Raw genomic sequence first — 23,231 nt, 5'->3', positions numbered from 1 at the left:
CGGCTTTTTTAAGCTGGCGTAGTGTGGTTGTCCATGAGCCCGCAATGGCGGGATAGCGCGTGGCAGCAAGATGCCGGCGTGTGAAGAGACATCAAGGAGAGTGATATGACCCACAAGGCCACCCTGGCGGTTCGCACCGGGATTGAGACAGACCAGCAACACGGTGCCGTGGTGCCCCCCATCTACCTCTCCAGCAACTACACCTTTGCCGACTTTGGCGAGCCCCGTCAATACGATTATGCCCGCTCCGGCAATCCGACCCGCACCAATCTGGCGGACGCGCTGGCGGCGCTGGAAGGGGGCGCTGGCGCCGTGGTCACCGGCACCGGCATGGGCGCCGTCCATCTGGTCACCACAGCCCTGCTCAAGGCGGGGGATCTGCTGCTCGCCCCCCACGACTGCTACGGCGGCACCTGGCGTCTGTTTGAGTATCTGGCGGCCAAGGGCCACTACCGGGTGCAGTTTGTCGATCAGGGTGACGAGGCCGCACTGGCCGCCGCACTGGCGCAAAAGCCTGCGCTGGTATGGGTCGAGACCCCCTCCAACCCGCTGCTGCGGGTGGTGGATATCAGCGCCATTGCCAGCGCGGCCCACGAGGTGGGTGCACAGGTGGTGGTGGACAACACCTTCCTCTCCCCCCTGCTGCAACAACCGCTGGCCCTCGGTGCCGACGTGGTGGTGCACTCCACCACCAAGTACATCAACGGTCACTCAGACGTGGTGGGCGGAGTGGCGATTGCCAAGGAGGCAGCACTGGCCGAGTCGCTGGTGTGGTGGGCCAACTGTCTGGGGCTCACCTCCGGGGCGTTCGACTCCTACCTCACCCTGCGCGGTCTGCGCACTCTGGCCCCCAGATTGCGCACCCATCAGGAGAACACCGACCGCATCCTCGCCTTCCTGCAACAGCAGCCGCTGGTGAAACGCATCTATCACCCCAGCCTGCCGAGCCATCCGGGCCACGATATTGCGCGCCGTCAACAGTCCGGCTTCGGCGCCATGCTAAGTTTTGAACTCGATTGCAGCGAGGAGGGCATCCGCGCCTTCCTCGCGGCCCTCACCCTCTTCTCGGTGGCCGAGTCCCTCGGCGGGGTGGAGAGTCTGGTGGCCCATCCGGCCAGCATGACCCACAGGGCCATGACCCCGGCGGCGCAGCAGGCAGCAGGCATCAGCGCCCAGCTACTGCGGTTGTCGGTCGGTATTGAACACGGTGAAGACCTGGTGGCCGATCTGGCTCAGGCTTTTGAACAGGCGCAGCAGGCAGAACAGGTAGCGAAGTAATGGAACAGCAGCAACAAGGAGAGATCGCGGTGGCAGCAGAAGCAGGATTGAAGCGACGTCACGTCCACAAATTTGGTGGCAGCAGTCTGGCGGATCCGGTCTGTTATCGCCGGGTCGCCAGCATCGTTGAACAACAGGTGGGCGGGGATGAACTGATCGTGGTCTCCGCCGCCGGCAAGACCACCAACCGGCTGATCCAGCTGGTGGAGCTGGCCGAAGCGGGGGACGAAGCCGCCGGTGAAGCCATCTCTGCCCTGCAGGCCTATCAGCAGAGCCTGATCGACGGCTTGCTGGAGGGTGAACTGCAGCTCGATCTGAGCAAGCAGCTGGCCGACGACATGCAACTGATCGCCAAAACGCTGGAGGGGCAGTTTGACCGCTTCGCCCGCAACGGCCTGCTCGCCTTTGGCGAGGTGTGGTCGGCGCGCCTGCTTGCTGCCCTGCTTACCAGCCGAGGCGACAAGGCTATCTGGCTCGATGCCCGCAGCTTCCTGCGCGCCGAGGATGGCGCTCTGGTCAAGGTGGATACCGCCCTCTCCAGCGAACTGCTCAAGGCGCGGCTGGCCGAACATGCCGGTCGCATCGTGGTAACCGGCTTTATCGCTGTCGACATGGAAGGGCGCTCCCTGCTGCTCGGTCGCAACGGCTCCGACTACAGCGCCAGCCTGTTGGCGTTGCTGGCGGACGGTGAATCCACCACCATCTGGAGCGACGTGGCCGGGGTCTACAGCGCCGACCCGCGCCGGGTGAAGGAGGCGCGTCTGCTGGAGCGCCTGAGCCTCGCGGAAGCCAACGAGCTGGCCCGCCTTGGCTCCTCGGTCTTGCACTCCCGTACCCTGCAACCAGTGGCCGACAGCCGCCAACGCCTCACCCTGCGCTGCAGCTACAACCCGGACGAGGGCTGTACCCATATCCTGCGCCGCGCCCCCCGCTCCGGCGGCGCCCGCATCGTCTCCTCGGTGGATCAGATCGCCCTCATCGAGTTGAAGGTACTGCCGCAAACCAACTATGAACAGACGGTGGCCACCATCGAGGCCCATCTGGCCCGTCACCGCCTCAACCCGCTCACCCTGCAGCGCCAGCCGGATCGCCGGATCCTGCGTCTTGCCTACACCCTCGAGGTGGCACAAGGCGCCTTTGAGCTGCTGCGCGACTTCCAGCTGCAAGGGAGCTTCACCGGCCTCATCCAGAAAGAGGGGTTCAGTCTGGTGGCGCTGGTCGGCGCCGGTGTCACCGACAACGCGGAGCAGTGTCATCGCTTCTATCAGCTGCTGGCAGATCAACCGCTGGAGTTCGTACAGGTGGCCCGAGATGGCCTGAGTCTGGTGGCCGTGCTGCGTCAGGTAGTGCTTGAGCCGCTGCTCATCGCCCTGCACAGCGCCCTCTTCAGCCGCCCGACCCGGGTCGGTCTGGTGCTGTTCGGCAAGGGCAATATCGGCGGCCACTGGCTAAGCCTCTATGCCCGCGAAAAAGCACGGCTGGAACATGAACTCAATCTGGCGCTCACCCTCTACGGGGTGTTCAGCTCGGAAGGCGGCCTGCTGGATGAAGAGGGACTCAACCCCCTCAAGGTACAGGACAACTTCAACCCCAAACCGCTGATCTGGCCGGAGTTGCTCTCCCAGCTTGAGCAGCACGGCTTCGATGCGCTGATTGCGCTGGACATGACCGCCAGCGAGACGGTGAGCCGCTACTACCCGGACTTTGCCCAGCTCGGCATTCACATCATCGCCGCCAACAAGTTTGCCGGTGCCGCAGACAGCGAGTTCTACCAGCGCATCAAGCAGACCTGCCGCGACCATCAGGTGCAGTGGCGCTATAACGCCACCGTGGGCGCCGGGCTGCCGATCCAGTCCAGCATCCAGATGCTGCGCCAGAGCGGCGACCGCATTCAGGGGGTCTCCGGCATCTTCTCCGGCACCCTCTCCTGGCTGTTCCAGCAGTATGACGGCACCCGCCCCTTCTCCGAGCTGGTGGACGAGGCGTGGCAGCACGGTCTGACCGAGCCGGATCCCCGCGAAGACCTCTCAGGTCAGGATGTGCGGCGCAAGCTGCTTATTCTGGCGCGGGAAGCAGGCTTCGAGCTCGACTCCGCCGATATCGAGCTGGAGAATCTGGTGCCCGTTACGCTGCGCAAGGTGACCGCCGATCAGTTCATGGACAGACTGAAAGAGCTGGATGGCCCGATCCAGACCGCCTTCGAAGGGGCCAAGCGCCTCGGCAAGGTGCTGCGCTACGTGGCCCGCTTCGAGCATGATGGCAAGGCGCGGGTCGGACTGGAGGCGCTGGAGCCCCATCACCCGTTTGCCAACCTCTTGCCGTGCGACAACATCTTCGCCATCGAGAGCGACAGCTATCGCACCAACCCGCTGGTGATCCAGGGGCCGGGGGCTGGCCGGGAAGTGACCGCCGCCGCTATCCAGTACGATCTGTGGCAGATCTGCGCCAGCCTCTAAGGCAGATTGCAAAGGGAGCAGCACCTCTCTCCCGCGCACAATAAAAAAGCCCGAGTCGATGACTCGGGCTTTTTGCTGAATGCCGCTTCGATTAGGAGAAGCAGGCCTGCAGCACGTAGAAGATAGCGATAGCCAGGATGGCACCGGCAGGCAGGGTGATGATCCAGGAGACCACGATGTTGCGCAGTACCCCCAGATTCAGCGCCGCAATACCGCGCGCCAGACCGACACCCATCACAGCACCGACCAGGGTCTGGGTGGTGGAGATGGGCAGACCGGTACCGGAGGCAATCACTACGGTCGCGGCAGTGGCCAGCTGGGCAGCAAAACCACGGCTCGGGGTCAGGTGAGTGATGCCGGTACCGACCGTCGCCATCACCTTCTCGCCCATGGTCGCCAGACCGATCACGATACCGATACCGCCCAGCGGCAGGATCCACCAGGCAATGGCAGCCTGACTGGAAATCTCGCCACCGGAAGCCACGATAGAGGCCACCGCAGAGAGCGGGCCAATGGCGTTGGCCACGTCGTTGGAACCGTGGGCAAAGGCCATGGCACAGGCGGTGATCACCATCAGGATGCCGAACACCTTCTCCACGTTGGCGAAGTGCATCTTGCTGTCATCCTGCGGGTTGTACTTCTGGCCGCGAATGTAGATCCAGCCGGCAAACGCCACTGCGATGGAGATGGTGATGGAGAGCAGAATGCCCTCGCCATCGCTCAGGTGCAGACCGACGTGGGTCAGCCCCTTCTTGATGGTCACCAGACAGATCACCAGCGCAGTCAGGAACATGTAGAACGGCACATAGCGCTTGGCGTTGTTCAGGGGATCATCGGTGTTGAAGATAAGCTTCTGCACGCTGATGAACATGAAGTAGGCGATGACACCTGAGATGGCCGGGGTGATGACCCAGGAGCCGACGATGCCGCCAAACTTGCTCCACTGCACCGCTTCCGGGCCAATGCTCACCACAGCGAAACCGACGATGGCGCCGATGATGGAGTGAGTGGTGGAAACAGGCCAGCCGAAGTAGGAGGCGAGGATCAACCAGGCGCCTGCCGCCAGCAGGGAGGCGATCATGCCGAGCACCAGCAGGTCCGGGCTATCGACAAACGCATTGCTGTCGATGATGCCGTTACGGATGGTGGCCGTCACTTCGCCACCGGCCAGATAGGCACCGGCAAATTCGAAGATCATGGCAATGATGATCGCCTGACGGATGGTCAGGGATTTGGTGCCGACCGATGTGCCCATGGCGTTGGCCACGTCATTCGCGCCAATACCCCAAGCCATCAAAAAGCCGAACAAGGCCGCCACGAGCACCAGAGTGGTGCCGTAATTCGCGATAATGTCCATTAGTAGTGTTTACCCAGTCAGTCGATTACGAACGAGCCAGCATCAGTTCCAGACGGGCGCCTACGCGCTCGGCCTGATCTGCCAGGTCACCTACCCATTCGAGGATCTTGTAAAGGAACATCACATCGATCGGATTGTAATTGTGCTCAACCGCTTGCAGCTGTTGGCGCAGTCCGATCTGCATGGTGTCTGTATCGTCCTCGATCAGATCCAGCTGGTGGATCATCTCGGCAACCATTTCCACTTCCCGTCCCTTGAAGCCGGTCTCGAGCAGCTCGTCGAGCTCCCCGATCGCTTTCTCGGCCTGAGCGGTCGCATCAATACAACGTTTGAGGTAAGCCATGAAATCCGTCCGCATTTCGGCGGGGAACTCCATGCGACGACCAAGCATGCGGCCGGAGATATCCTTGGCACGGTTGGCAATCTTGTCTTGCTGGGTCAACAGCTCCAGCAGGTCGGTACGTGCAACCGGCAGGAACAGGCCGCGAGGCAGTTTCAGACGGATTTCACGCTTGAGGGTATCTGCCTCTTTTTCCAGTTGGGCGATCTGCTGCCGGATCTTCTCGGCATCTTCCCAACGGTCTTCGGCAACGGCGTCAAAGAAGGGAACCAACTGCTGGGAGCACTGGTGAACCTTGACGATATGCTTCTGCAGCGGCTTGATGGGGGACTTGGCAAAAAGCCCCAAAATAGTATTTACTGGCATGGCCAAACCTGTGTCGGTGAAAAAACACTCGATACGATTTTATGAGGCGCGCATGGTAACCGAACTGCGCCCTCAATTAAACCGCGAATTAATCTAGTCGTCTCGCGGGCATTATATCCCCGCGACCCGAATCCTGCCCCCCAAAGTTGCCTGCCAGCCCGGAATGACTATGCAAACTGAGATCGAGATAAAGTTTTTTGTCGCCCGCGACATTCAACCCGAGTTATCCAACCTGCTGAATTCTCTTGAGATTAAAGAATCATCACAACAGCAGCTCGGCAACGTCTATTTCGATACGCCGACCCTGGCTCTGCGCCAGCTGGAGATGGGACTGCGGATCCGCCGCTGCGATGCCTTTGCCGAACAGACCATCAAATGCCGCGGCCAGGTGGTGGGCGGCCTGCACGCCAGACCCGAGTACAACGCCCCCGTCAGCAGCGATCTGCCGACCCTCTCGTCCTTTCCCGATGAGATTTGGCCGACCCTGACCGAGCGCGACCACATCCAGCAGCAGCTGGTCGCCCAGTTTCGCACCGACTTCCTGCGTCGCCACTGGCTGATCGCCTTCGAGAACGCCGAGATTGAGCTGGCCTGGGATCAGGGAGAGATAGTCGGCAGTCAGGGCAGCACCACCATCAACGAACTGGAACTGGAGCTCAAATCCGGTGCCACCACAGCCCTGTTTGCACTGGCCCAACGCCTCGCCAAGCTCGGCGGGCTGCGCCTCGGCGCCCAATCCAAGGCCCAGCGCGGCTATCGACTGGCTGGTCTTGGCAAACCGCTGGCCCTGCAGGCGCTGGTCGAACATGAAGGTATGGATGGCATAACGGGGGTAAGCGAAGGGCTGCGCCACTGGCAGCATCACGAGCAGCTCTGGCTGGAGTATCCGCAGGATGAAGGCATTCAACAGCAGGCACTCGCGGCCCTGTACCAGGGGATCGATCTGGTCGCCCGCAGTGCGGCCGCGCTGCCACAACCAGTGCTCTGGCTACCCGCCCTGACCAACCTGCAAGCCCATCTGCAAGCCCAGTCGGACGAGCATGACGAGTGGCCTGCCGAGCTGGCCGATCTCTTCCTCTATCCGGCGTATGTCGAGTTGCAGCTGGCCATCGTCGCATGGCTGCATCACGCAGACTGAGCGTGGCCATACCGGTACTAAAGGTCGAAAATAAAGACCGGAAACAAAACGGGTGAGCCTTGGCTCACCCGTTTTGCATTACAGCAGGTTGAGCTGCTGCATGGCGCTGCGAATGCGCTCGCGAGTCGCGTCCGACAGCGGCATCACCGGCAGGCGGCACTCCTCGCTGCAGAAACCGAGCAGGGAAGCGGCATATTTGGCACCGGCCGGGCTCGGCTCGGCAAACATCGCCTGATGGAGCGGAATCAGCTTGTCTTGCAGCTCACGCGCTTCTTGCCACTTGCCAGCCAGCGTGAGGTTCTGCACCTCGGCTACCAGCTTGGGGGCCACGTTGGCGGTCACAGAGATACAGCCCTGACCACCGCCGATGTTGTAGGCCACGGCAGTAGCATCTTCACCGGAGAGCCAGGCGAAGGGCTTTTTGATCAGCTGGCGCTCGGTCCAGGGGCGGGCAAGATCGCCGGTGGCATCTTTCACCCCGGCAATACGCGGCAGCTCGGCCAGACGGGCCAGAGTGGCGGGCTGCACATCGACAATGGCGCGCGGCGGGATGTTGTAGACGATGATCGGCTTGGCGGTGGCATCGTGTACCGCCTTGAAGTGGTGGTAGAGCCCCTCCTGATTGGGGCGGTTGTAGTAACCGGCCACATGCAGGGTGGCATCGGCCCCCACCCGCTCTGCATGGAGGGTGTACTCGATGGCTTCGACCGGATTGTTGGAACCGGCCCCGGCAATCACCGGAATGCGACCTGCGACCTGCTTGACCACCAGCTCCACCACCCGGCAGTGCTCGTCATGGGTCAGGGTCGGACTTTCCCCCGTGGTGCCCACCGGCACAATGCCGTGAGTGCCCTGTTCGATATGCCACTCCACCAGACGCAGCAGCGCCTCTTCATCCAGCTTTCCCTGTCGAAACGGGGTAATCAACGCAACGATTGAACCTTGAAACATGGGATCTCCTTCTCCTAAATGACGCGCATATGGCAATAAAAAACCCCGGTACGATGTGCGCAACCGGGGTTTGAAGCTTCTCAGGGATGAGAGGTTACGCGCGAACGTCGGCAGGCCCGAATTTCAGGCTTTTTTTGTGCTTTCGTTTCAACCCGTTGAACCGCATTTCGTCATCTCTGGTCAAAAAATGGTGTCTGGGCATATTTCGGGAACACGGCATAAATGTCAAGGCGAAAGGGGCTATGTATAATGGCCGCCCAAAATTGCGTGGAGAGACCCGATGAGCAGCCCTATCAGTGCCGTCAGCCAGATGCTGGAACGAAACCAAGCCCTCTTTGTCGGCAAGCGGCTACTTGTCTGCGGCGCGCTGGAGGATGACTACCCCCGCCAACTGGCGAGCCTGGCCCGGACCCTGACCGTCTTTACCACCGATTACTGCTACTACCGCAGCCAGCAGGCCGCCCTCGGCGAGGCTATCCTGTTCGACCACCAGCTAGGCGGAACGCCCCGCTTCGATGCTCTGTTACTACTGATGCCCAAGGCAAAAGCCGAGGCACAATATCTGCTGGCCATGATGACCCCCTTGCTGGAAGCGGGTGCCGATCTGTTCCTCGCCGGTGAAAACCGCGGCGGCATCAATGGCGCCGACAAGCTGCTGGCTCCCTATGGCGAAAAGCCGATAAAGCGCGATTCGGCGCGCCGCTGCTCCCTCTATCACAGTGAGCTGAGCCAACCGGTTGAACCTTTCAATCTGGATAGCTGGTTTGGCCGCTACCAATGCAAGGCCGGTGATACCGAACTGACCGTGCTGGCGCTGCCCGGCGTCTTCAGCGCCGCCGAGCTGGATCTCGGCACCCAGATGCTGCTGGCCGCAGTGCCACCGATGAAGGGCGAATTGCTCGATTTTGGCTGCGGCGCCGGGGTAATTGGGTCTGTGCTGGCCAAGCGCAATCCGGATCTGCGGGTCAACATGGTGGATATCAGCGCGCTGGCGCTCGAATCGAGCCGCCGCACCCTGGCGATCAACGGCCTGCAGGGCAAGGTCACTGCTTCCGATGTCTATTCGGATGTCTCCACCCGTTTCCAGCACATCGTCTCCAACCCGCCATTCCATGCGGGTCTCAAAACCTTCTATGCGGCGACCGAGCAGTTCCTGGCCAAGGCGCCGGAATTTTTGCTGCCAAATGGTTCGCTGACCATTGTTGCCAACGCCTTCTTGCGCTACCAGCCTATACTGGAGACACACTTCAAACGGACTGAAGTGATCAGCAGTGATGCCAAATTCAAGGTCTATCTGAGCAAAGTGTAATTAAGTGTAAGCAGTACAAGAAAACAGCTAGAGAGCCCCATACGGGATCTGGTAAGGTACTAAGAGCACGATAAAAACCACCCCTTTAGGGGTGTTTTTATGCCGAGCTTTGAAAACCTTTTCATGTTGTTCATTCAGGGAGAGAAATACGATGGCAGGCATTTTGACCATGATCCTGGCTGGTGGCGAAGGTACTCGCCTGCAGCCTCTGACCACCACCCGCAGCAAGCCTTCCGTCCCCTTCGGTGGCAGCTACCGGCTGATCGACTTTGTCCTCAACAACTTCGTCAACGCCGACTTTCTGCGCATCTATGTACTGACTCAATTCAAATCACAGTCCCTCTACCTGCACATGAAGAAGGGGTGGAATATCGTCGGCATCACCGACCGCTTTATCGATCCCATCCCGGCCCAGATGCGGATGGGCAAACGCTGGTATGACGGCACCGCCGATGCTATCTACCAGAACCTCGGTTTTATCGAGCGAGCCGAACCGGATCACGTCTGCATCTTCGGCTCCGACCACATCTACAAGATGGATGTGAGCCAGATGGTCACCTTCCACAAGCAGAAGAACGCCGCCATGACGGTCGCGGCCCTGCGCATGCCCATCGAAGAGGCGAGCGCCTTCGGGGTGATCGAGGTGGATACCGAAGGGCGGATGATCGGCTTTCAGGAAAAACCGAAGCAGCCCAAGCACATTCCCGGCGATCCGACCCAGGCGCTGGTCTCCATGGGCAACTACATCTTCGAGACCGATGCCCTCTGCCGCGAGTTGAAGCGGGATGCCGCCGAAGAGAACTCCAGCCACGACTTTGGCAAGGATGTGATCCCGAGCCTCTACCCACGTGCCCCCGTCTATGTCTACGACTACAGCACCAACGTCATCCCCGGCGAGAAACCGCACGTCTACTGGCGGGATGTGGGCACCCTCGACTCTTATTGGCAAGCGCACATGGACCTGGTGGCCGACAATCCCCCCTTCTCCCTCTATAACCGCAAGTGGCCCTTGCACACCCACTATCCGGCGCTGCCGCCTGCTACCTTCATCGACAGCGACGAGTGCAAGGTGAAGATCGCCAACTCGCTGATCTCCGCCGGTTGCTTCATTCAGGGCAGCCAGATCCAGCGCTCCATCCTCGGTTTCCGCTGCAATATCGGCGCGTGCAGCCATATCAGTGAATCCGTGCTGCTGGGGGACGTGAAGATTGGTGAAGGGTGCTCCATCCGGCGCGCGATTATAGATAAAAATGTTGAAATTGCGCCCGGCACCGTTATCGGTGAAAATCTGGACCACGATAGAGAGCGATTTACCGTATCCGAAGGCGGTATCGTGGTGGTACCTAAGGGAGCAAGAGTTGGCTATTAACCCACTGAAAATCCTGTTTGTTGCCTCGGAAGTTGAGGGGCTGGTCAAGACCGGGGGCCTGGCCGATGTCGCCAGAGCCCTGCCGATGTACCTGGCCCAGAAGGGACATGATGTCAGGATCATGTTGCCCTTCTACAAGACGATAAAGCGACGGGATGAGGCCAGACTGGTGGCGTCACGCTGGTTGCCAACCCACCCCGGGCTGCCGGATATCGGTTATCGCATCTACCAGATGGAGCTGGATGGCGTCTGCGTCTATCTGCTCGACTGCCCGCAATATTTCGATCGTCCCCAGCTCTACGCCGAGAACAATCAGGCCTATCCGGATAATGGCGAGCGCTTTGCCTTCTTCTCGGCCGCTGCCCTCCATGCCTGTGAGCAGCTCGGCTTTGCTCCGGATATCGCCCACTGCAATGACTGGCACACCGGCCTGCTGCCACTGCTGCTGAAAACCCGTCACGCCCACAACCCCTTCTTCCAGCAAACCCGCAGCGTGATCAGCATTCACAACGCGGCGTTTCAGGGGGTGTTTGGCCGCGAGCAGTTCTGGGCCATGCCCGAGATCGCCGACTACGAACGCCGCATCAACTACGACTACGGTCATGTCAATCTGCTCAAATGCGGGGTGCTCTACGCCGACAAGATCAATGCGGTCAGCCCCAACTATGCCCAGGAGCTGCTGACTCACCTCGGCGCCCACGGCATGGCGCATATCTTCCAGCAACGGGCGGCGGATCTCTGCGGCATACTCAACGGCTGCGATTACAAGGACTGGGATCCGGAGTTCGACGAATTCCTGCCTGCGACCTACAGCATCGACAACATGGCTGGCAAACAGATCTGCAAAGAGAGCCTGCAGCAGGAGGCGGGGCTGGCCGGGGCGGACTTGCCCATCTACGGCATGGTTTGCCGCCTGACCGAGCAAAAGGGCGTTCCCCTGCTGCTCCCTGCGCTGGAGAAATTCCTCCACCATCAGGTACAAGTGGTGATCGTCGGCTCTGGCGATCCTGCGCTCGCCACGCAACTGCAAACCATGGCCCGGGATTATCCGGGCAAGCTCGCCTTCATCAACACCTATGACGATCGGCTGGCTCATCTGGTCGAAGCCGGTGCCGACTTTTTCCTGATGCCCTCGCTGTTCGAGCCTTGCGGCCTCAACCAGATGTACAGTCTCGCCTATGGCACCCTGCCACTGGTGCGGGCCGTGGGTGGTCTGAAAGATACCGTGGTGGATTGGGATGCCGATCCCGAGCATGCCACCGGCTTCTGCTTCAACGATCCGACTGCCGCTATCCTGCTCGATACCATGCGCCGCAGCCTGCTCTATTTCCTGCAGGACAAAGAGCGTTTTGCCAAGGTGCAGCGCAATGCCATGAGCACCCGCTTCAACTGGCCTGACTCAGTCACCCAGTATGAACGGATGTATCAGAGCGCATTGGGCCGTTACTGAACGCCAAACGTCAGCTGATTGCTGAAGTTTTGTACCCTTGGCGCCACTTTGGGCGTCAACAGCGAAAAAAGTCCCCTTTGGCTGTTGACGCACCCCCAAAACTCTATAGAATCCCCCTCCGCAGTGATGCGAAGGTGGCGGAATTGGTAGACGCGCTAGCTTCAGGTGTTAGTGTCCCACGGATGTGAGGGTTCGAGTCCCTCTCTTCGCACCAATACTGCCATGCTGATTCAGCAGCATGTAAATCCAACTAGAAAACCCGAATGTGCGAAGGTGGCGGAATTGGTAGACGCGCTAGCTTCAGGTGTTAGTGCCCCCCGGGTGTGAGGGTTCGAGTCCCTCTCTTCGCACCATGCTTCTCCAGACAGCATGTAAATAAAAACTGGTAACACAATGTGCGAAGGTGGCGGAATTGGTAGACGCGCTAGCTTCAGGTGTTAGTGTCCCACGGATGTGAGGGTTCGAGTCCCTCTCTTCGCACCATGCTTTATCCAGACAGCATGTAAATCCAGACTGGAAACCCGAATGTGCGAAGGTGGCGGAATTGGTAGACGCGCTAGCTTCAGGTGTTAGTGCCCCCCGGGTGTGAGGGTTCGAGTCCCTCTCTTCGCACCATGATTCTGACATGTAAACACAGAGCAATGCGCTCCAACCGCATTTAAAAACCAGCTGGAGAAAATCAGTGTGCGAAGGTGGCGGAATTGGTAGACGCGCTAGCTTCAGGTGTTAGTGTCCCACGGATGTGAGGGTTCGAGTCCCTCTCTTCGCACCATTCATTACGCAAAAGGCCCATCACGAAAGTGATGGGCCTTTTGTTTTTACTCCTTGTTATGGCTATGCTTTTGACGACTCCCCGCTCATCGTCATGCCAAGGAACGCATATGATACTGGATACCGACATTCACAACTTTTACGAACATCTGGTGCTCAAGGAGATTGAGAAACAGGGGCTGCAGCAAAAGCTCAACAGCGATCAGATGGCCGACCTCTGCTGCCTTACCCTCAACCAGCTTCCGGCCCACTATATTCGCCACAATGTCGACATGATCTACTTCCTGACCGACGCCAAGCGTACCGAAATGGAGAAACTGGTGGTCGAATCGCTCAAGGTGGCACAGCAGAAGATCAAGCAGGCTCCCGTCAAAAGCTCATAACCATGGCTGCTGCCAGAGCAGGGTGACGATACCGGTCAACCCGGCCACTGGCAGCAAGATCAGGGCGGGCCGCAATCCGGGCTCCAGCATCACCCAGGCAGCCAGCAGAAAACCGGCACTCCAGGTGCCGTACTCTTTATCCTGACCCCATGCGAGTACGGCCACCGCCACCAGCAACATCATCCCCCGCAATATCCAGCGCATTGTTTTCTCCCCAATCAACAATTGATAATAATTATCATCTTCATCTACTGGGGATGCAAGTGGCGTCACGGGTAAGTTTCGTATGTGGCCCTTTGTGTCAACAGGCCGCTCAAAAACGGGTTATGAGATCAACTAATTTGTGATTTTTTCAATCAAATGTGCATTTTTGCCAATTTGATGGGGCTTTAACCCGCCGGGTTTGTGGTAGATTGCGGCCTCTTTTTGGGTTGCCTCCTCGGGATCGATGTATCCACAGGACGAGAGGGAGTGACCTTGGCGAGCAAGAGTTTAGGAAGTATCTATGCAAAACCAACAAAACCACATCCGACTACCGGGCATGGCACAGGTGTTTGCCTGTCTGGCCATTTTCCTGGCCCTGGCATTCTCGTTCACCAGCGTGCTCGATCTGCCGATCCAGCTGGCGTTGTTCATCGCCTGGTTCGTCATCATGGGGCTTGGCATCAAACTCGGCCACGATTACAAATCCCTGGAACAGGCAGCCGTTGACGGCGTTGCCAAGGGGATGGGGGCCATCCTGATCCTGGTCTCCGTCGGTGCTCTGGTCGGCACCTGGATTGCTGGCGGCATAGTCCCCAGCATCATCTACTTCGGCCTCAAGGTGATCCACCCGTCCATCTTCCTGCTGGCAACCCTGATCATCTGCTCCCTGACCTCGCTGGCCACCGGCACCTCCTGGGGCTCTGCCGCCACCGCCGGTATCGCCATGATGGGGATCGGCCACAGCCTCGGCGTGCCTGCGCCGCTGGTAGCCGGTGCCGTGCTCTCCGGCGTCTATTTTGGTGACAAGCTCTCTCCGCTCTCCGACTCAGTAGTGCTGGCTTCGACCATGTCCAACGTCGACGTGGTGGAACACATCAAGGGGATGCTGCCTATCAGCCTGCTCTCCTATGTCATCACCGCCGTGCTGTTCACCGTGGTGGGCATGCAGTATTCGGGCAATGTCAGCCTGGAGCAGGTCAATCTGGTGATGGAGGCTCTTGACAACCAGTTCAACATTACCCCACTGGCCATAGTGCCGGTGGTGCTGGTACTGGGCCTGCTGGCAAATCGCAAGCCCGCCTTCCCGGTGATCAGCTTCGGCGCCCTGCTGGGCCTGATCTGGGCCATCGCCTTCCAGGGCATGGATCCGGTCAAGGCGATGCACTCGGCTTATAGTCCGTTTGCCATCACCTCCGGCATCGACTTTATCGACAACATTCTCGGTCGCGGTGGCATGGAGTCCATGCTGGGCTCGGTCGCGGTCATCATCTTCGGTCTCGGGTTTGGTGGCCTGCTGGAGAAGGTCGGCATTCTGGAAGTGATCGCCAGCGCCTTCGAGAAGCGCATCAATAGCGTCGGCAGCCTGACCAGCCACACCATCGGCACCGCGTTTCTGGCCAACGTGTTTGGCTCGGCCATGTATGTGTCGCTGATCCTGACTCCCAAGATCATGGCCAAGAACTACGATCGGCTGGGACTGGCGCGCAAGAACCTCTCTCGCAACGCCGAGTTTGGCGGCACCCTCACCTGCGGTATGGTGCCCTGGAGCGACAACGGCATCTTCATGGCCGGAGTGCTGGGGGTGGCAACCCTCGACTACCTGCCTTACATGTGGCTGAGCTTCACCTGCATCATTGTGACCATCACCCTCGCCTACATGGGCAAGGCAGTGAACCGGATCCCGCTGGTCGCGGCGGCAAGCTCCCGCTAAGCCATCCTGCAAACAACAAAGGCGCCATCGAGGCGCCTTTGTTGTTTGAGAGAAATGCTGTTTGATGGAGCTCACTGATCACCACAAACAAAAACAGCCCTCGTTGCCGAGAGCCGTTTCATCAGACCGATAACGCCGATCAGATGGAGAAGCTGGAGCCACAGCCACAGGTCGTGGTGGCATTGGGGTTGGTCACGGTGAAGCGTGAACCTTCCAGACCCTCGGTGTAATCCACACTGCCGCCTACCAGATATTGCAGGCTCATGGGATCGATCACCATGGTGACGCCATTCTTCTCGACTACGGTGTCCCCGTCGTTGATCTTCTCATCAAAGGTAAAGCCATACTGGAAACCGGAGCAGCCCCCACCCGTGATGTATACCCGCAGCTTCAGCTCGGGATTCTCTTCCTCGGTGATCAGGTTCTTCACCTTGTTGGCCGCCGCATCCGTCATCTGGATGGGCAGCGGGGCTTCTGCTACTGCACTCATTACTGACCTCACAACCATTAGATCCACAAACATGGAAACCGCGAAATTATCCAATACCCGACCATTCAGTTCAAGTATTCACCACGTTTAACCGGCCGCGGGAACCGGAGCAGGCGGCGCGGCGACCAGCGGCTTGATCACCTCGCCCCACTCAACCAGCAGCTCTTGCGCCGGTTGCCTGCCATCCTTGTTGATGGTGACACGGATCCGATCCGGCACAAAGCCTTCCGGCAACTGCCAATTCCCTTCCAGCAGCTGAAAATAACGCAGGGCATAGCGCCACTCACTCACCTTCATCCCGAGATCGCGGCCGGTTAGCGTCTTCGGCTTGTCAGCCAGACTCCCCTCGACCCGGATCTGCACCTGACCACGAAACAGCTCCCGCTTCTTGGCGGGCTGGGTCAGGGCGAGACGATAGTGGTAGCGACCGGGAATGCTGGTCTCCTGCAGAGTCAGGTTGTCGATCACTACCCCCACCTGTTCGCCGGTGGGGCGCATGATCCGCTCGAAAAAGGCCAGCTGGCGCTTGAGCTCCTGCACCTGCGCCTCCTGACTCTTCAGGGTGGTCTGCAACTGCTCGAAGGCCGCTTTCTGGGTCGCCAGCTGGGTATCTTTCACCCCCAATTCGGTCTTGAGCTGGCCGATGGCCTTGCCCTGACGATCCAGCGTCTCCTGCTGTACCACCAGCAGACTGCTCTGGGCCAGCTCCTGACGGTTACCGACAAAGTAACCAATGAGCCCGCCAACGGCTAACACGACCAATAACTTCAATAGATTGGACATAGCCCCTCATCCCGTTATCACGCCATTTACGGCAGCGCCTCTCCCTTCACTATACCGCCCTGACCGAGGCCAAAGACGATAAAGGGAAAAATTAACTGGCCGTGGCACTGCCATCACCCCGCTTTTGACGCGCAGCGAGCCGTAAAGTTCGCTCCAGGATCTGGGAATAGATGGGCCGGCCACCCAGCCACTGGGCAACCAAAGTCGCCCCGACCGTGGTAATCATCATCGGCAGGATCAGCTGATAGTTGTCGGTCATCTCGGTGACCAGCACGATACCCGTGATGGGGGCGCGCACGGTGGCAGCAAAGAGAGCCCCCATTCCGGCGATGGCAAAGGCGCCGGGCTCGATGCCAAGCTCCGGAAACGCCGCATGAAACAGATGGCCGAACACCACGCCAAACAGGGTGCCCAGCGCCAGGGTCGGCGCAAACACCCCGCCCGGGGCACCGGAGCAGAAGCAGATGAGGGTCGCGACCAGCCGCACCGAGAAGATGAGGAACAGGGTCGCCATCGCATACTCATCCCCCATCAGATGGGGAATAAGCTCTGTGCCGCCCCCCGTCACCGCGGGAGCAAACAGCGACAGCACACCAAACGTTCCGGCGACCAGCATGCCGATGGCCACGAAACGGTGGCGCTTGTTCTGATGCAGCGCCAGATAGCCATCCTGACAGGCCAGCACCAGCTTGTTGAAGACAAAACCGAGCACCCCGAAGGTGGCCCCCATAAAGAGGAACAGCCAGAGCGCCTTGAGGGCTGGCGCATCGTAGTGGGGCAGAGTGATCACCGCCCCCTGACCTTTCATGTTCTGCAGCATCAGGGTCGCCATGATGGCGGAGATCCCCACCGCCTTGATGGCCAGAAAGGAGTAGCGGAATTGCGGCCGCATCTCCTCCATCACGAACAGGATGCCCGCCAGCGGCGCATTGAAGGCTGCCGCCAGACCGCCCGCCGCACCGGCGGCCAACAGGGCATGGCCATGCTCCTTGGGCAACCGGAAGATATCCGCCACCATCTTGCCAAGGTTGCCGCCGATCTGTACCGAAGGCCCCTCCCGCCCCAGCACCATGCCGGAACTCAGGGTGCAGATGCCGCCGAAGAACTTGACCGGCAACACCCGCCACCACCGAACCGGGCGCAGATCGTCCATCGCCCCCTCGATCTCGGGGATGCCGGAGCCGCCCGCTTCCGGGGCAAAGGTATGAGTGAGGAAGTAACCGACAAATCCCAGCAAGGCGCTGAAGCCAAAGCCAAGCAGACCGAGCTGCCACCAGGGACGGTCTGCCAGCAAATCGATACGTTGTTCTGCCAGCCAGTGGACACCCGATTCGAACAGACCGCACACCAGTCCGGCCAGGGTGCCGACCAGCGCCGCCAGCAGCAGCACCAGCAAGGGCATCTTGTCTTGCCGGATAATGCGGGAAAGCGGCCTCCGCAAAGAGGTATCGGCTTCAGAGGAGAGAGCTTGTTGCGCCATCTTGTTACACCAACTTGGAAAAACCATATCGTCAGCTAGCTGAGATCAGGATCACCCGGCGCGTTGCTCGGCTGCCCAGGGCTGGGGCTTTCTGCTATAGTCGGCCCGTTAAATTTTTGTCACGGGAGCAGACCGAGAGTCCGGGTGGCGAGAGCGCAAAGCATACTCCTGATGCTCCGGCCTGCCGAGTCTCAATCGGCTGCAATCCCTTGTGTGACGACCAAAATCCCATTAAGGATGATCCATGTCAAAATCAGATCAGCTGTTTGAACAGGCCCGCCAGACCATTCCGGGTGGCGTCAACTCACCGGTCCGCGCCTTCAATGGGGTCGGCGGCACGCCCCGCTTCATCGATCACGCCGATGGCGCCTATCTCTATGATGTGGATGGTCAGGCCTACGTGGATTACATCGGCTCCTGGGGCCCCATGCTGCTGGGTCACAACCACCCGGCCATCAAGGCCGCCGTCATCAAGGCCGTTGAGAAAGGGCTGAGCTACGGTGCGCCGACCGAGATCGAGGTGCTGATGGCTGAGAAAGTCCGCCAGATCGTCCCCTCCATGGAGCAGGTGCGGATGGTGAACTCCGGCACCGAAGCCACCATGAGCGCCATTCGTCTGGCCCGCGGCTACACCGGCCGCGACAAGATCGTCAAATTCGAGGGCTGCTACCACGGCCACGCCGACTCTCTGCTGGTCAAGGCCGGTTCCGGCGCCCTGACCCTGGGTCAACCCAACAGCCCGGGCGTTCCGGCCGATTTCGCCAAGCACACCCTGACCTGCGTCTTCAACGATCTGGATTCGGTGCGTGAAGCCTTCACCCAGTACGGCAGCGAAATCGCCTGTATCATCGTCGAGCCGGTCGCAGGCAACATGAACTGCATCCCGCCGGTCCCCGGCTTCCTGGAAGGGCTGCGCGCCATCTGTGACGAGTTCGGTGCCCTGCTGATCCTGGACGAGGTGATGACCGGCTTCCGCGTCTCCCTGCGCGGTGCTCAGGGTCACTACAACATCGACCCGGATCTCACCACCCTCGGCAAGATCATCGGTGCCGGCATGCCTGTCGGCGCCTTCGGCGGCAAGAAGAAGGTGATGCAGCACATTGCCCCGACCGGCCCTGTCTATCAGGCGGGTACTCTCTCCGGCAACCCGGTGGCCATGGCGGCCGGTCTGACCATGCTGGATTTGCTGCTGGAGCCGGGTCTCTATGAGCAGCTGAGCGCCAAAACAGCTCGTGTTGCCGAGGGACTGAAGGCGGCCGCCGCCAAACACGGTATCCCGCTCGCCATTAACTATGTGGGCGGCATGTTCGGCTTCTTCTTCACCGAAGAGAACGAAATCACCCGCTACGAGCAGGTCACTCGCTGCGATATGGAACGCTTCAAGCGCTTCTACCACCTGATGCTAGAAGAGGGCGTCTATCTGGCGCCGAGCGCCTACGAGGCAGGCTTCCTGTCGCTGGCTCACGGCGACAAGGAGATTGAACACACTCTGGCCGCCGCCGAACGCAGCTTCGCCAAGCTGGCTGGCTAAATCGCCGCTGGTTGTCGCAAAGGGCCCGTCATGGGCCCTTTTCTATTGCAGTGCCTTCATCATCACACAGCTCTTCGATACGCCCATTTCTGGTGCATCCCCTCTTCGTCACTCACCAATTTGTCATCCTCTGGTGCAACTTGCCCCGCCATCTCTGTCATAAAGCAGGCCCACTATTTGCACATTCACACAAGAGCCCACGTCACCGAGGTCCATATGGCAGAGATGAGCCCCATCGATGTGCTGCGGCGCTATCAGGAGTATCAGGAGGAGTTGACCCCGCTACTGCAGGGGCTACTCAGCGCCCCCCTTGTCTCGCTCAAGGGGTATCCCTTTGTCGTCAGCATTGACCACTATCAGGGGCCGATGTGCATCCAGCCTGCGGCACCGGCCGCCCATAACCGGTTGCACCTTATCGTGCAGGGGCAAGGACGGGAGATCACCGTCTGTCTGAATCAGCTGATTGGCTGGTTGATGGGAGACAGGGAGCGCCGCCGCGCCATGCCCTGGTTCAAGGCGGTCTATGTGGTGCTCAGCATGGCGCTGTTTCTGATCGTCGCCACCCTGATCTGGCACGGGCTGGAGCAGCTCTACCAGCTGTTGTGCGGCGAGCAGCAGAACCAGCTCGGCGCCTTTAGCGCCATCATCTTCCTGACGCTGGCACTGGCGGTGTTCGATCTGGGCAAGACCATTCTGGAAGAGGAGGTACTGCTGCATAAGGATATCTTCCGCCACAGCGCCATTCGCCGCACCATCACCCGCTTTATCGCCGCCATTCTGATCGCGGTCTCCATCGAGGGGCTGTTGCTGCTGTTCAAAGGCTCGCTCGGCCAGAGCGAGCTGCTCTGGCCAGCGATCGGAGTGATGGGGTGTGCGGTGGGTTTGCTGCTGGCGCTTGGCCTCTATGTTTTTCTGGGGGCCAAGGCCGAAGCGGCACTGGTACAGGCTAGCCTGCGCTCTCCACCGTCAGCTGTACAGGGGAGTGACGCGCCGCCCGCCAGGAGGCGTACATGGTCCAGGAGGTATAGATGACGATAAAGGCAACCAGCCACTTCAGCATCTCCATATCCATGGATTTGACCAGCATGGCGGCCAGCACCACACCGATGGGGCCGAAGATGGCTACCGCCAGCACCGCCTTTGCATCGAACGCCCCTTTGCGGATAAAGGTGCCTGCGGAGAAAACGCTAAGCACAGCGGTGGAGCCCATCATGATCGGAAACGCCGCCAGCGGATTCATCCCCAGCAGATAGACCAGCGTCATGCAGGGAGCAAACAGGCCGATACCGACATTCATCAACACCCCGAAGATGAAATTGCCAAGCAGGGCGATCGCCAGCTTGTAGCCGCTGAGCCCCATCGCATCGCCGCCTACAGGGAAAAGACCCAGCAGACCGGCAAAGATAAGCCCTGCAACGACCAGTAAGGAGATAGCCATCACCAGCCGGATGGTCTGCCGATCAAACGAGGCCACATGACGAGCGCCCCAGGCTGCGCCAGCTGCGGCGGCCATCATCATGCTGATCAGCGTCAGCGGCTCCACTGCGACTGCGCCGACGAAGATCAGCGACTGAGTCACGGTCGGCAGCACGCACTGCCCATTTAGGGTACCCGGCAGCACCCGATCATCGATCAGCTTGAACTGCTTGTAACAGGCGGTCTTTACCGCAAAGCTGCCCACCCCCAGGGTATCGAGAAAGTTGGCAACCCCACCGATCAACGCCACCGGCCAGAAGGGGGTCGCCTCAAAGGATCCACTCTGCTTCTTCCGCCAGCAGGCTTGCACCAGCATAAAGATGAATACGAGGCCTCCGGCTATAAAAACCAGCCGTAAAATATCAACTAACATAGGGGTTTCTCCTGCAACGGGCGGCGATTCTAAGGCAAGCAGCAGAAAAAATCTTGACCGGAATTAAGCAATGCTCACGACACGCCTCTGCAAGGTGAAATATTTATCAATAGACTCCGAACGACTCTGCTAATACTTGTTACTGAGGCCAACAGGCCGGGTCCTGAGCACGTTGTTATGGTCCTTTCGCGACGACCACTTGTGCCAAAGGACATAATAAAAAAGAGGGCCGGTAGTGATACCGACCCTCTTTCTGTATCTGGCCGGGGCGCTGGGCCCTCGACCATGACAACTGCTTATTGAATGCTCTTGCCGGCACGCACGTCCTTGATAAACCCCTTCAGGCTGGCCAGATCACGGGGGGCACCGCGCAGGATCTGATCACCGATGATGAAGGCCGGGGTACCGGAGATACCGAGCGCTTCAGCCAGCGCACGGTTGGTACCGAGGTTCTGGTCAATACTGCCATCCTTGATCTTGGCTTCCACCTTGCTCCAGTCCACACCGGCCGCCACAGCCAACTGCTTGACCTGTGCTTCATCAGCGAGCGGGCCCTGATGGGTATAGAGCTTCTCGTGGAACGCCTGGTACTTGTCAGGCTGACCCAGCTGGACCGCCAGCGCAGCACGGGCAGCGAAGTAGGAGGACTCGCTCAGAATGGGGAACTGCTTGTAGATGTAACGGATATCTTTATCTTCCTCCATCAGCTGCTTGACCAGCGGATGGGCCCGTTTGCAGTAACCGCAGTTGTAATCGAAAAACTCCACAATGGTCAGCGACGCCTTCGGATTCCCCATCTCGGGATCCTGATTCGCATAAAGCTGCTTGGAGTGAGCCTTGATCAGCGCCTTGTCACTCTCGGCCTGCTGGCTCTCCTGCTTGGCACGCAGGGCATTGGACATCTCGACCAGGATCTCGGGATTCTTGACCAAATAGTCGCGAACGATTTGCTCGACATCGCTTTTGGTCAGCTCACTTGCATGTACCGGCGTCGCCAGCAGGGTCACACCAGCCAGCGCGCAAAACAGGGCATTTTTAATAGTCATAACGTTATCTTGCAGAGGATATGATAGAGGCCACTATAGTGGTTGAGTCTGTTTTCAAGTCAAGTTATCTGGCCAAAAAAGCGCTTGATGCACCCTGATTGCCACTTTTTCATATCATTTCGCGCAATTAACCAGCAATCAAACCGGACGGGGATTTACAAGCTGGATCAGCATGGTAATATTCGCCGCACTGCTGCGGAGGGGTGGCAGAGCGGCTGAATGCACCGGTCTTGAAAACCGGCGATGGGCGACCATCCGTGGGTTCAAATCCCACCTCCTCCGCCATTCATACCGAGCCCATGCAGCCATGTTGCGTGGGCTTTTTGTTTGCCTGCGATTTGCCACTCCTCATAGATCTCAACACACTACTATTCTTCAACACCTTTCTTGATCTTCTGACCTGCGAGCTAAATAGCTGCCACAAGATCACCTACCAACATCGAACCTCTGCGCTCCTGCGGATATCCCTTCCAATTTCCCTATTACCCCAAACCCAACGCTGAGCCCCCTGTGCCTGCGTGTTAGCACAGCCAACACACTCTCTGGCATAACGTCAGTGGGCGATTAACAAAGTCATGGACAAGCAGAGGGCTCAAAAAGAAAGATTTCAGCTAACACAAGACGCAGATGCCCAGGAAAAAACGCAAGCAAGAGATCATAGCGTCCAGGCGAGCATAGGATTCGTGGGTCATGACTACGCCAGAGCCAGCATACAGTACCCAGCGGTTCAGTGAAGAAAGAGTACCAAGCGGAACATCAAGCTATTTGTGGAACCAGAAAGCAGCGGAGAGTAAGGATAAAAACAGAGGAAGGGAGATAGGGCAGGTCAACAATCAGGCTATTTGCTGAATTGCAGGTAATAAAAAACCCCGCTCGATGAGCGGGGTTTCTTGTATTGGGTGCCTGGCAGTGTCCTACTCTCGCATGGCGAATGCCACACTACCATCGGCGCTACCGCGTTTCACTTCT

Annotated in this window: 19 protein-coding genes and 6 tRNA genes; 16 read left to right on the top strand and 9 right to left on the bottom strand. The window is 59.2% G+C overall.

The genetic code is table 11. The features are described from left to right. Window positions 1-105: 105 nt before the first annotated feature. Both metB and ACB040_RS18355 read left to right on the top strand, forming a co-directional pair. Window positions 106-1,278: a cystathionine gamma-synthase gene (gene metB, locus ACB040_RS18360; RefSeq protein WP_371155941.1), complete on the top strand. Its 1,173-nt coding sequence runs from the start codon at window positions 106-108 to the stop codon at window positions 1,276-1,278. Next, entirely contained in the window at window positions 1,278-3,734 is a 2,457-nt protein-coding gene (locus ACB040_RS18355) for a bifunctional aspartate kinase/homoserine dehydrogenase II (RefSeq protein ID WP_371155939.1), read from the top strand. Before metB ends, ACB040_RS18355 begins: the two co-directional genes overlap by 1 nt. 91 nt (window positions 3,735-3,825) lie before the next feature. Here the strand turns inward: ACB040_RS18355 and ACB040_RS18350 are convergent, their stop codons facing one another. Both ACB040_RS18350 and ACB040_RS18345 read right to left on the bottom strand, forming a co-directional pair. Next, entirely contained in the window at window positions 3,826-5,091 is a 1,266-nt protein-coding gene (locus ACB040_RS18350) for an inorganic phosphate transporter (RefSeq protein ID WP_371155937.1), read from the bottom strand. A gap of 25 nt (window positions 5,092-5,116) precedes the next feature. Next, window positions 5,117-5,797, bottom strand: coding sequence for a TIGR00153 family protein (locus ACB040_RS18345; RefSeq protein WP_005340244.1), 681 nt, complete (start codon window positions 5,795-5,797; stop codon window positions 5,117-5,119). 169 nt (window positions 5,798-5,966) lie between these two features. On the opposite strand from ACB040_RS18345, the gene ACB040_RS18340 reads away from it, so the two are divergent. After that, a complete protein-coding gene (locus tag ACB040_RS18340) occupies window positions 5,967-6,935 on the top strand; it encodes an inorganic triphosphatase (protein ID WP_371155935.1) in 969 nt (322 codons plus the stop codon). A gap of 78 nt (window positions 6,936-7,013) precedes the next feature. Here ACB040_RS18340 and dapA read toward each other — a convergent pair whose 3' ends face one another. After that, a complete protein-coding gene (gene dapA, locus ACB040_RS18335; RefSeq protein WP_338773627.1) occupies window positions 7,014-7,886 on the bottom strand; it encodes a 4-hydroxy-tetrahydrodipicolinate synthase in 873 nt (290 codons plus the stop codon). Window positions 7,887-8,166: 280 nt separating this feature from the next. Between dapA and rsmC the strand changes: the two genes are divergently transcribed. The 9 genes from rsmC to ACB040_RS18290 all read left to right on the top strand — a co-directional run bounded on the left by rsmC (window position 8,167) and on the right by ACB040_RS18290 (window position 13,168). Next, entirely contained in the window at window positions 8,167-9,195 is a 1,029-nt protein-coding gene (gene rsmC / locus ACB040_RS18330) for a 16S rRNA (guanine(1207)-N(2))-methyltransferase RsmC (protein WP_338773626.1), read from the top strand. Window positions 9,196-9,346: 151 nt separating this feature from the next. Then, window positions 9,347-10,564: a glucose-1-phosphate adenylyltransferase gene (gene glgC, locus ACB040_RS18325; RefSeq protein ID WP_005340236.1), complete on the top strand. Its 1,218-nt coding sequence runs from the start codon at window positions 9,347-9,349 to the stop codon at window positions 10,562-10,564. After that, the gene (gene glgA / locus ACB040_RS18320; protein ID WP_338773624.1) at window positions 10,554-12,014 is read left to right on the top strand and encodes a glycogen synthase GlgA; all 1,461 of its coding nucleotides are present in this window, start codon (window positions 10,554-10,556) and stop codon (window positions 12,012-12,014) included. Before glgC ends, glgA begins: the two co-directional genes overlap by 11 nt. A 128-nt stretch (window positions 12,015-12,142) precedes the next feature. Further along, window positions 12,143-12,228: transfer RNA gene (locus ACB040_RS18315), tRNA-Leu, on the top strand. A 53-nt stretch (window positions 12,229-12,281) separates the two neighbouring features. Continuing rightward, window positions 12,282-12,367, top strand: a tRNA-Leu gene (locus ACB040_RS18310). A gap of 44 nt (window positions 12,368-12,411) precedes the next feature. Then, window positions 12,412-12,497: transfer RNA gene (locus tag ACB040_RS18305), tRNA-Leu, on the top strand. Window positions 12,498-12,543: 46 nt separating this feature from the next. After that, window positions 12,544-12,629, top strand: a tRNA-Leu gene (locus ACB040_RS18300). Window positions 12,630-12,700: 71 nt separating this feature from the next. After that, window positions 12,701-12,786: transfer RNA gene (locus ACB040_RS18295), tRNA-Leu, on the top strand. A 109-nt stretch (window positions 12,787-12,895) separates the two neighbouring features. Continuing rightward, window positions 12,896-13,168, top strand: coding sequence for a late competence development ComFB family protein (locus ACB040_RS18290; protein ID WP_005343036.1), 273 nt, complete (start codon window positions 12,896-12,898; stop codon window positions 13,166-13,168). Here ACB040_RS18290 and ACB040_RS18285 read toward each other — a convergent pair. Next, a complete protein-coding gene (locus tag ACB040_RS18285) occupies window positions 13,163-13,372 on the bottom strand; it encodes a hypothetical protein (RefSeq protein ID WP_005357820.1) in 210 nt (69 codons plus the stop codon). The genes ACB040_RS18290 and ACB040_RS18285 overlap by 6 nt on opposite strands. 301 nt (window positions 13,373-13,673) lie before the next feature. Here ACB040_RS18285 and nhaC point away from each other — a divergent pair, with 301 nt between their 5' ends. After that, the gene (gene nhaC / locus ACB040_RS18280) at window positions 13,674-15,083 is read left to right on the top strand and encodes a Na+/H+ antiporter NhaC (protein WP_005357819.1); all 1,410 of its coding nucleotides are present in this window, start codon (window positions 13,674-13,676) and stop codon (window positions 15,081-15,083) included. A 139-nt stretch (window positions 15,084-15,222) separates the two neighbouring features. Here nhaC and erpA read toward each other — a convergent pair whose 3' ends face one another. From erpA to clcA, 3 genes are all read right to left on the bottom strand, one after another. Further along, window positions 15,223-15,573, bottom strand: a complete 351-nt coding sequence (erpA, locus tag ACB040_RS18275; protein WP_005340225.1) for an iron-sulfur cluster insertion protein ErpA — start codon at window positions 15,571-15,573, stop codon at window positions 15,223-15,225. A gap of 87 nt (window positions 15,574-15,660) precedes the next feature. Next, window positions 15,661-16,356, bottom strand: coding sequence for a DUF6776 family protein (locus ACB040_RS18270; RefSeq protein ID WP_005343032.1), 696 nt, complete (start codon window positions 16,354-16,356; stop codon window positions 15,661-15,663). Window positions 16,357-16,447: 91 nt separating this feature from the next. Further along, window positions 16,448-17,836 (bottom strand): H(+)/Cl(-) exchange transporter ClcA, encoded by a 1,389-nt coding sequence (gene clcA / locus ACB040_RS18265; protein ID WP_216952149.1) that lies wholly within the window; start codon window positions 17,834-17,836, stop codon window positions 16,448-16,450. A gap of 244 nt (window positions 17,837-18,080) precedes the next feature. On the opposite strand from clcA, the gene hemL reads away from it, so the two are divergent. Both hemL and ACB040_RS18255 read left to right on the top strand, forming a co-directional pair. Then, window positions 18,081-19,367, top strand: coding sequence for a glutamate-1-semialdehyde 2,1-aminomutase (gene hemL / locus ACB040_RS18260; RefSeq protein ID WP_076495780.1), 1,287 nt, complete (start codon window positions 18,081-18,083; stop codon window positions 19,365-19,367). 216 nt (window positions 19,368-19,583) lie between these two features. Continuing rightward, window positions 19,584-20,399 carry a hypothetical protein gene (locus ACB040_RS18255; RefSeq protein ID WP_338773621.1) on the top strand — a complete coding sequence of 272 codons (816 nt, stop codon included), beginning with the start codon at window positions 19,584-19,586 and terminating at the stop codon, window positions 20,397-20,399. Here ACB040_RS18255 and ACB040_RS18250 read toward each other — a convergent pair. Beyond that, window positions 20,314-21,216 carry a sulfite exporter TauE/SafE family protein gene (locus tag ACB040_RS18250; RefSeq protein ID WP_236381264.1) on the bottom strand — a complete coding sequence of 301 codons (903 nt, stop codon included), beginning with the start codon at window positions 21,214-21,216 and terminating at the stop codon, window positions 20,314-20,316. The two genes, ACB040_RS18255 and ACB040_RS18250, sit on opposite strands and share 86 nt — an antisense overlap. 296 nt (window positions 21,217-21,512) lie before the next feature. Next, a complete protein-coding gene (locus ACB040_RS18245; RefSeq protein WP_236381266.1) occupies window positions 21,513-22,262 on the bottom strand; it encodes a DsbA family protein in 750 nt (249 codons plus the stop codon). A 197-nt stretch (window positions 22,263-22,459) separates the two neighbouring features. Here ACB040_RS18245 and ACB040_RS18240 point away from each other — a divergent pair. Further along, window positions 22,460-22,547: transfer RNA gene (locus ACB040_RS18240), tRNA-Ser, on the top strand. Window positions 22,548-23,231: the final 684 nt, after the last annotated feature.

The organism is Aeromonas sp. S11(2024), from assembly GCF_041402345.1.
Taxonomy (GTDB): Bacteria; Pseudomonadota; Gammaproteobacteria; order Enterobacterales; family Aeromonadaceae; genus Aeromonas; species Aeromonas veronii.
The sequence above is the reverse complement of the archived record's forward strand: the minus strand, read 5'-3'. Positions and strand labels throughout refer to the sequence as shown.

What these genes read in the sequence shown, in the direction of transcription:
- metB (WP_371155941.1), top strand. Translation starts at nt 106, where the DNA reads ATGACCCACAAGGCCACCCTGGCGGTTCGCACCGGGATTGAGACAGAC.
- ACB040_RS18355 (WP_371155939.1), top strand. Translation starts at nt 1,278, where the DNA reads ATGGAACAGCAGCAACAAGGAGAGATCGCGGTGGCAGCAGAAGCAGGA.
- ACB040_RS18350 (WP_371155937.1), bottom strand. Translation starts at nt 5,091, where the DNA reads ATGGACATTATCGCGAATTACGGCACCACTCTGGTGCTCGTGGCGGCC.
- ACB040_RS18345 (WP_005340244.1), bottom strand. Translation starts at nt 5,797, where the DNA reads ATGCCAGTAAATACTATTTTGGGGCTTTTTGCCAAGTCCCCCATCAAG.
- ACB040_RS18340 (WP_371155935.1), top strand. Translation starts at nt 5,967, where the DNA reads ATGCAAACTGAGATCGAGATAAAGTTTTTTGTCGCCCGCGACATTCAA.
- dapA (WP_338773627.1), bottom strand. Translation starts at nt 7,886, where the DNA reads ATGTTTCAAGGTTCAATCGTTGCGTTGATTACCCCGTTTCGACAGGGA.
- rsmC (WP_338773626.1), top strand. Translation starts at nt 8,167, where the DNA reads ATGAGCAGCCCTATCAGTGCCGTCAGCCAGATGCTGGAACGAAACCAA.
- glgC (WP_005340236.1), top strand. Translation starts at nt 9,347, where the DNA reads ATGGCAGGCATTTTGACCATGATCCTGGCTGGTGGCGAAGGTACTCGC.
- ACB040_RS18290 (WP_005343036.1), top strand. Translation starts at nt 12,896, where the DNA reads ATGATACTGGATACCGACATTCACAACTTTTACGAACATCTGGTGCTC.
- ACB040_RS18285 (WP_005357820.1), bottom strand. Translation starts at nt 13,372, where the DNA reads ATGCGCTGGATATTGCGGGGGATGATGTTGCTGGTGGCGGTGGCCGTA.
- nhaC (WP_005357819.1), top strand. Translation starts at nt 13,674, where the DNA reads ATGCAAAACCAACAAAACCACATCCGACTACCGGGCATGGCACAGGTG.
- erpA (WP_005340225.1), bottom strand. Translation starts at nt 15,573, where the DNA reads ATGAGTGCAGTAGCAGAAGCCCCGCTGCCCATCCAGATGACGGATGCG.
- ACB040_RS18270 (WP_005343032.1), bottom strand. Translation starts at nt 16,356, where the DNA reads ATGTCCAATCTATTGAAGTTATTGGTCGTGTTAGCCGTTGGCGGGCTC.
- clcA (WP_216952149.1), bottom strand. Translation starts at nt 17,836, where the DNA reads ATGGCGCAACAAGCTCTCTCCTCTGAAGCCGATACCTCTTTGCGGAGG.
- hemL (WP_076495780.1), top strand. Translation starts at nt 18,081, where the DNA reads ATGTCAAAATCAGATCAGCTGTTTGAACAGGCCCGCCAGACCATTCCG.
- ACB040_RS18255 (WP_338773621.1), top strand. Translation starts at nt 19,584, where the DNA reads ATGGCAGAGATGAGCCCCATCGATGTGCTGCGGCGCTATCAGGAGTAT.
- ACB040_RS18250 (WP_236381264.1), bottom strand. Translation starts at nt 21,216, where the DNA reads ATGTTAGTTGATATTTTACGGCTGGTTTTTATAGCCGGAGGCCTCGTA.
- ACB040_RS18245 (WP_236381266.1), bottom strand. Translation starts at nt 22,262, where the DNA reads ATGACTATTAAAAATGCCCTGTTTTGCGCGCTGGCTGGTGTGACCCTG.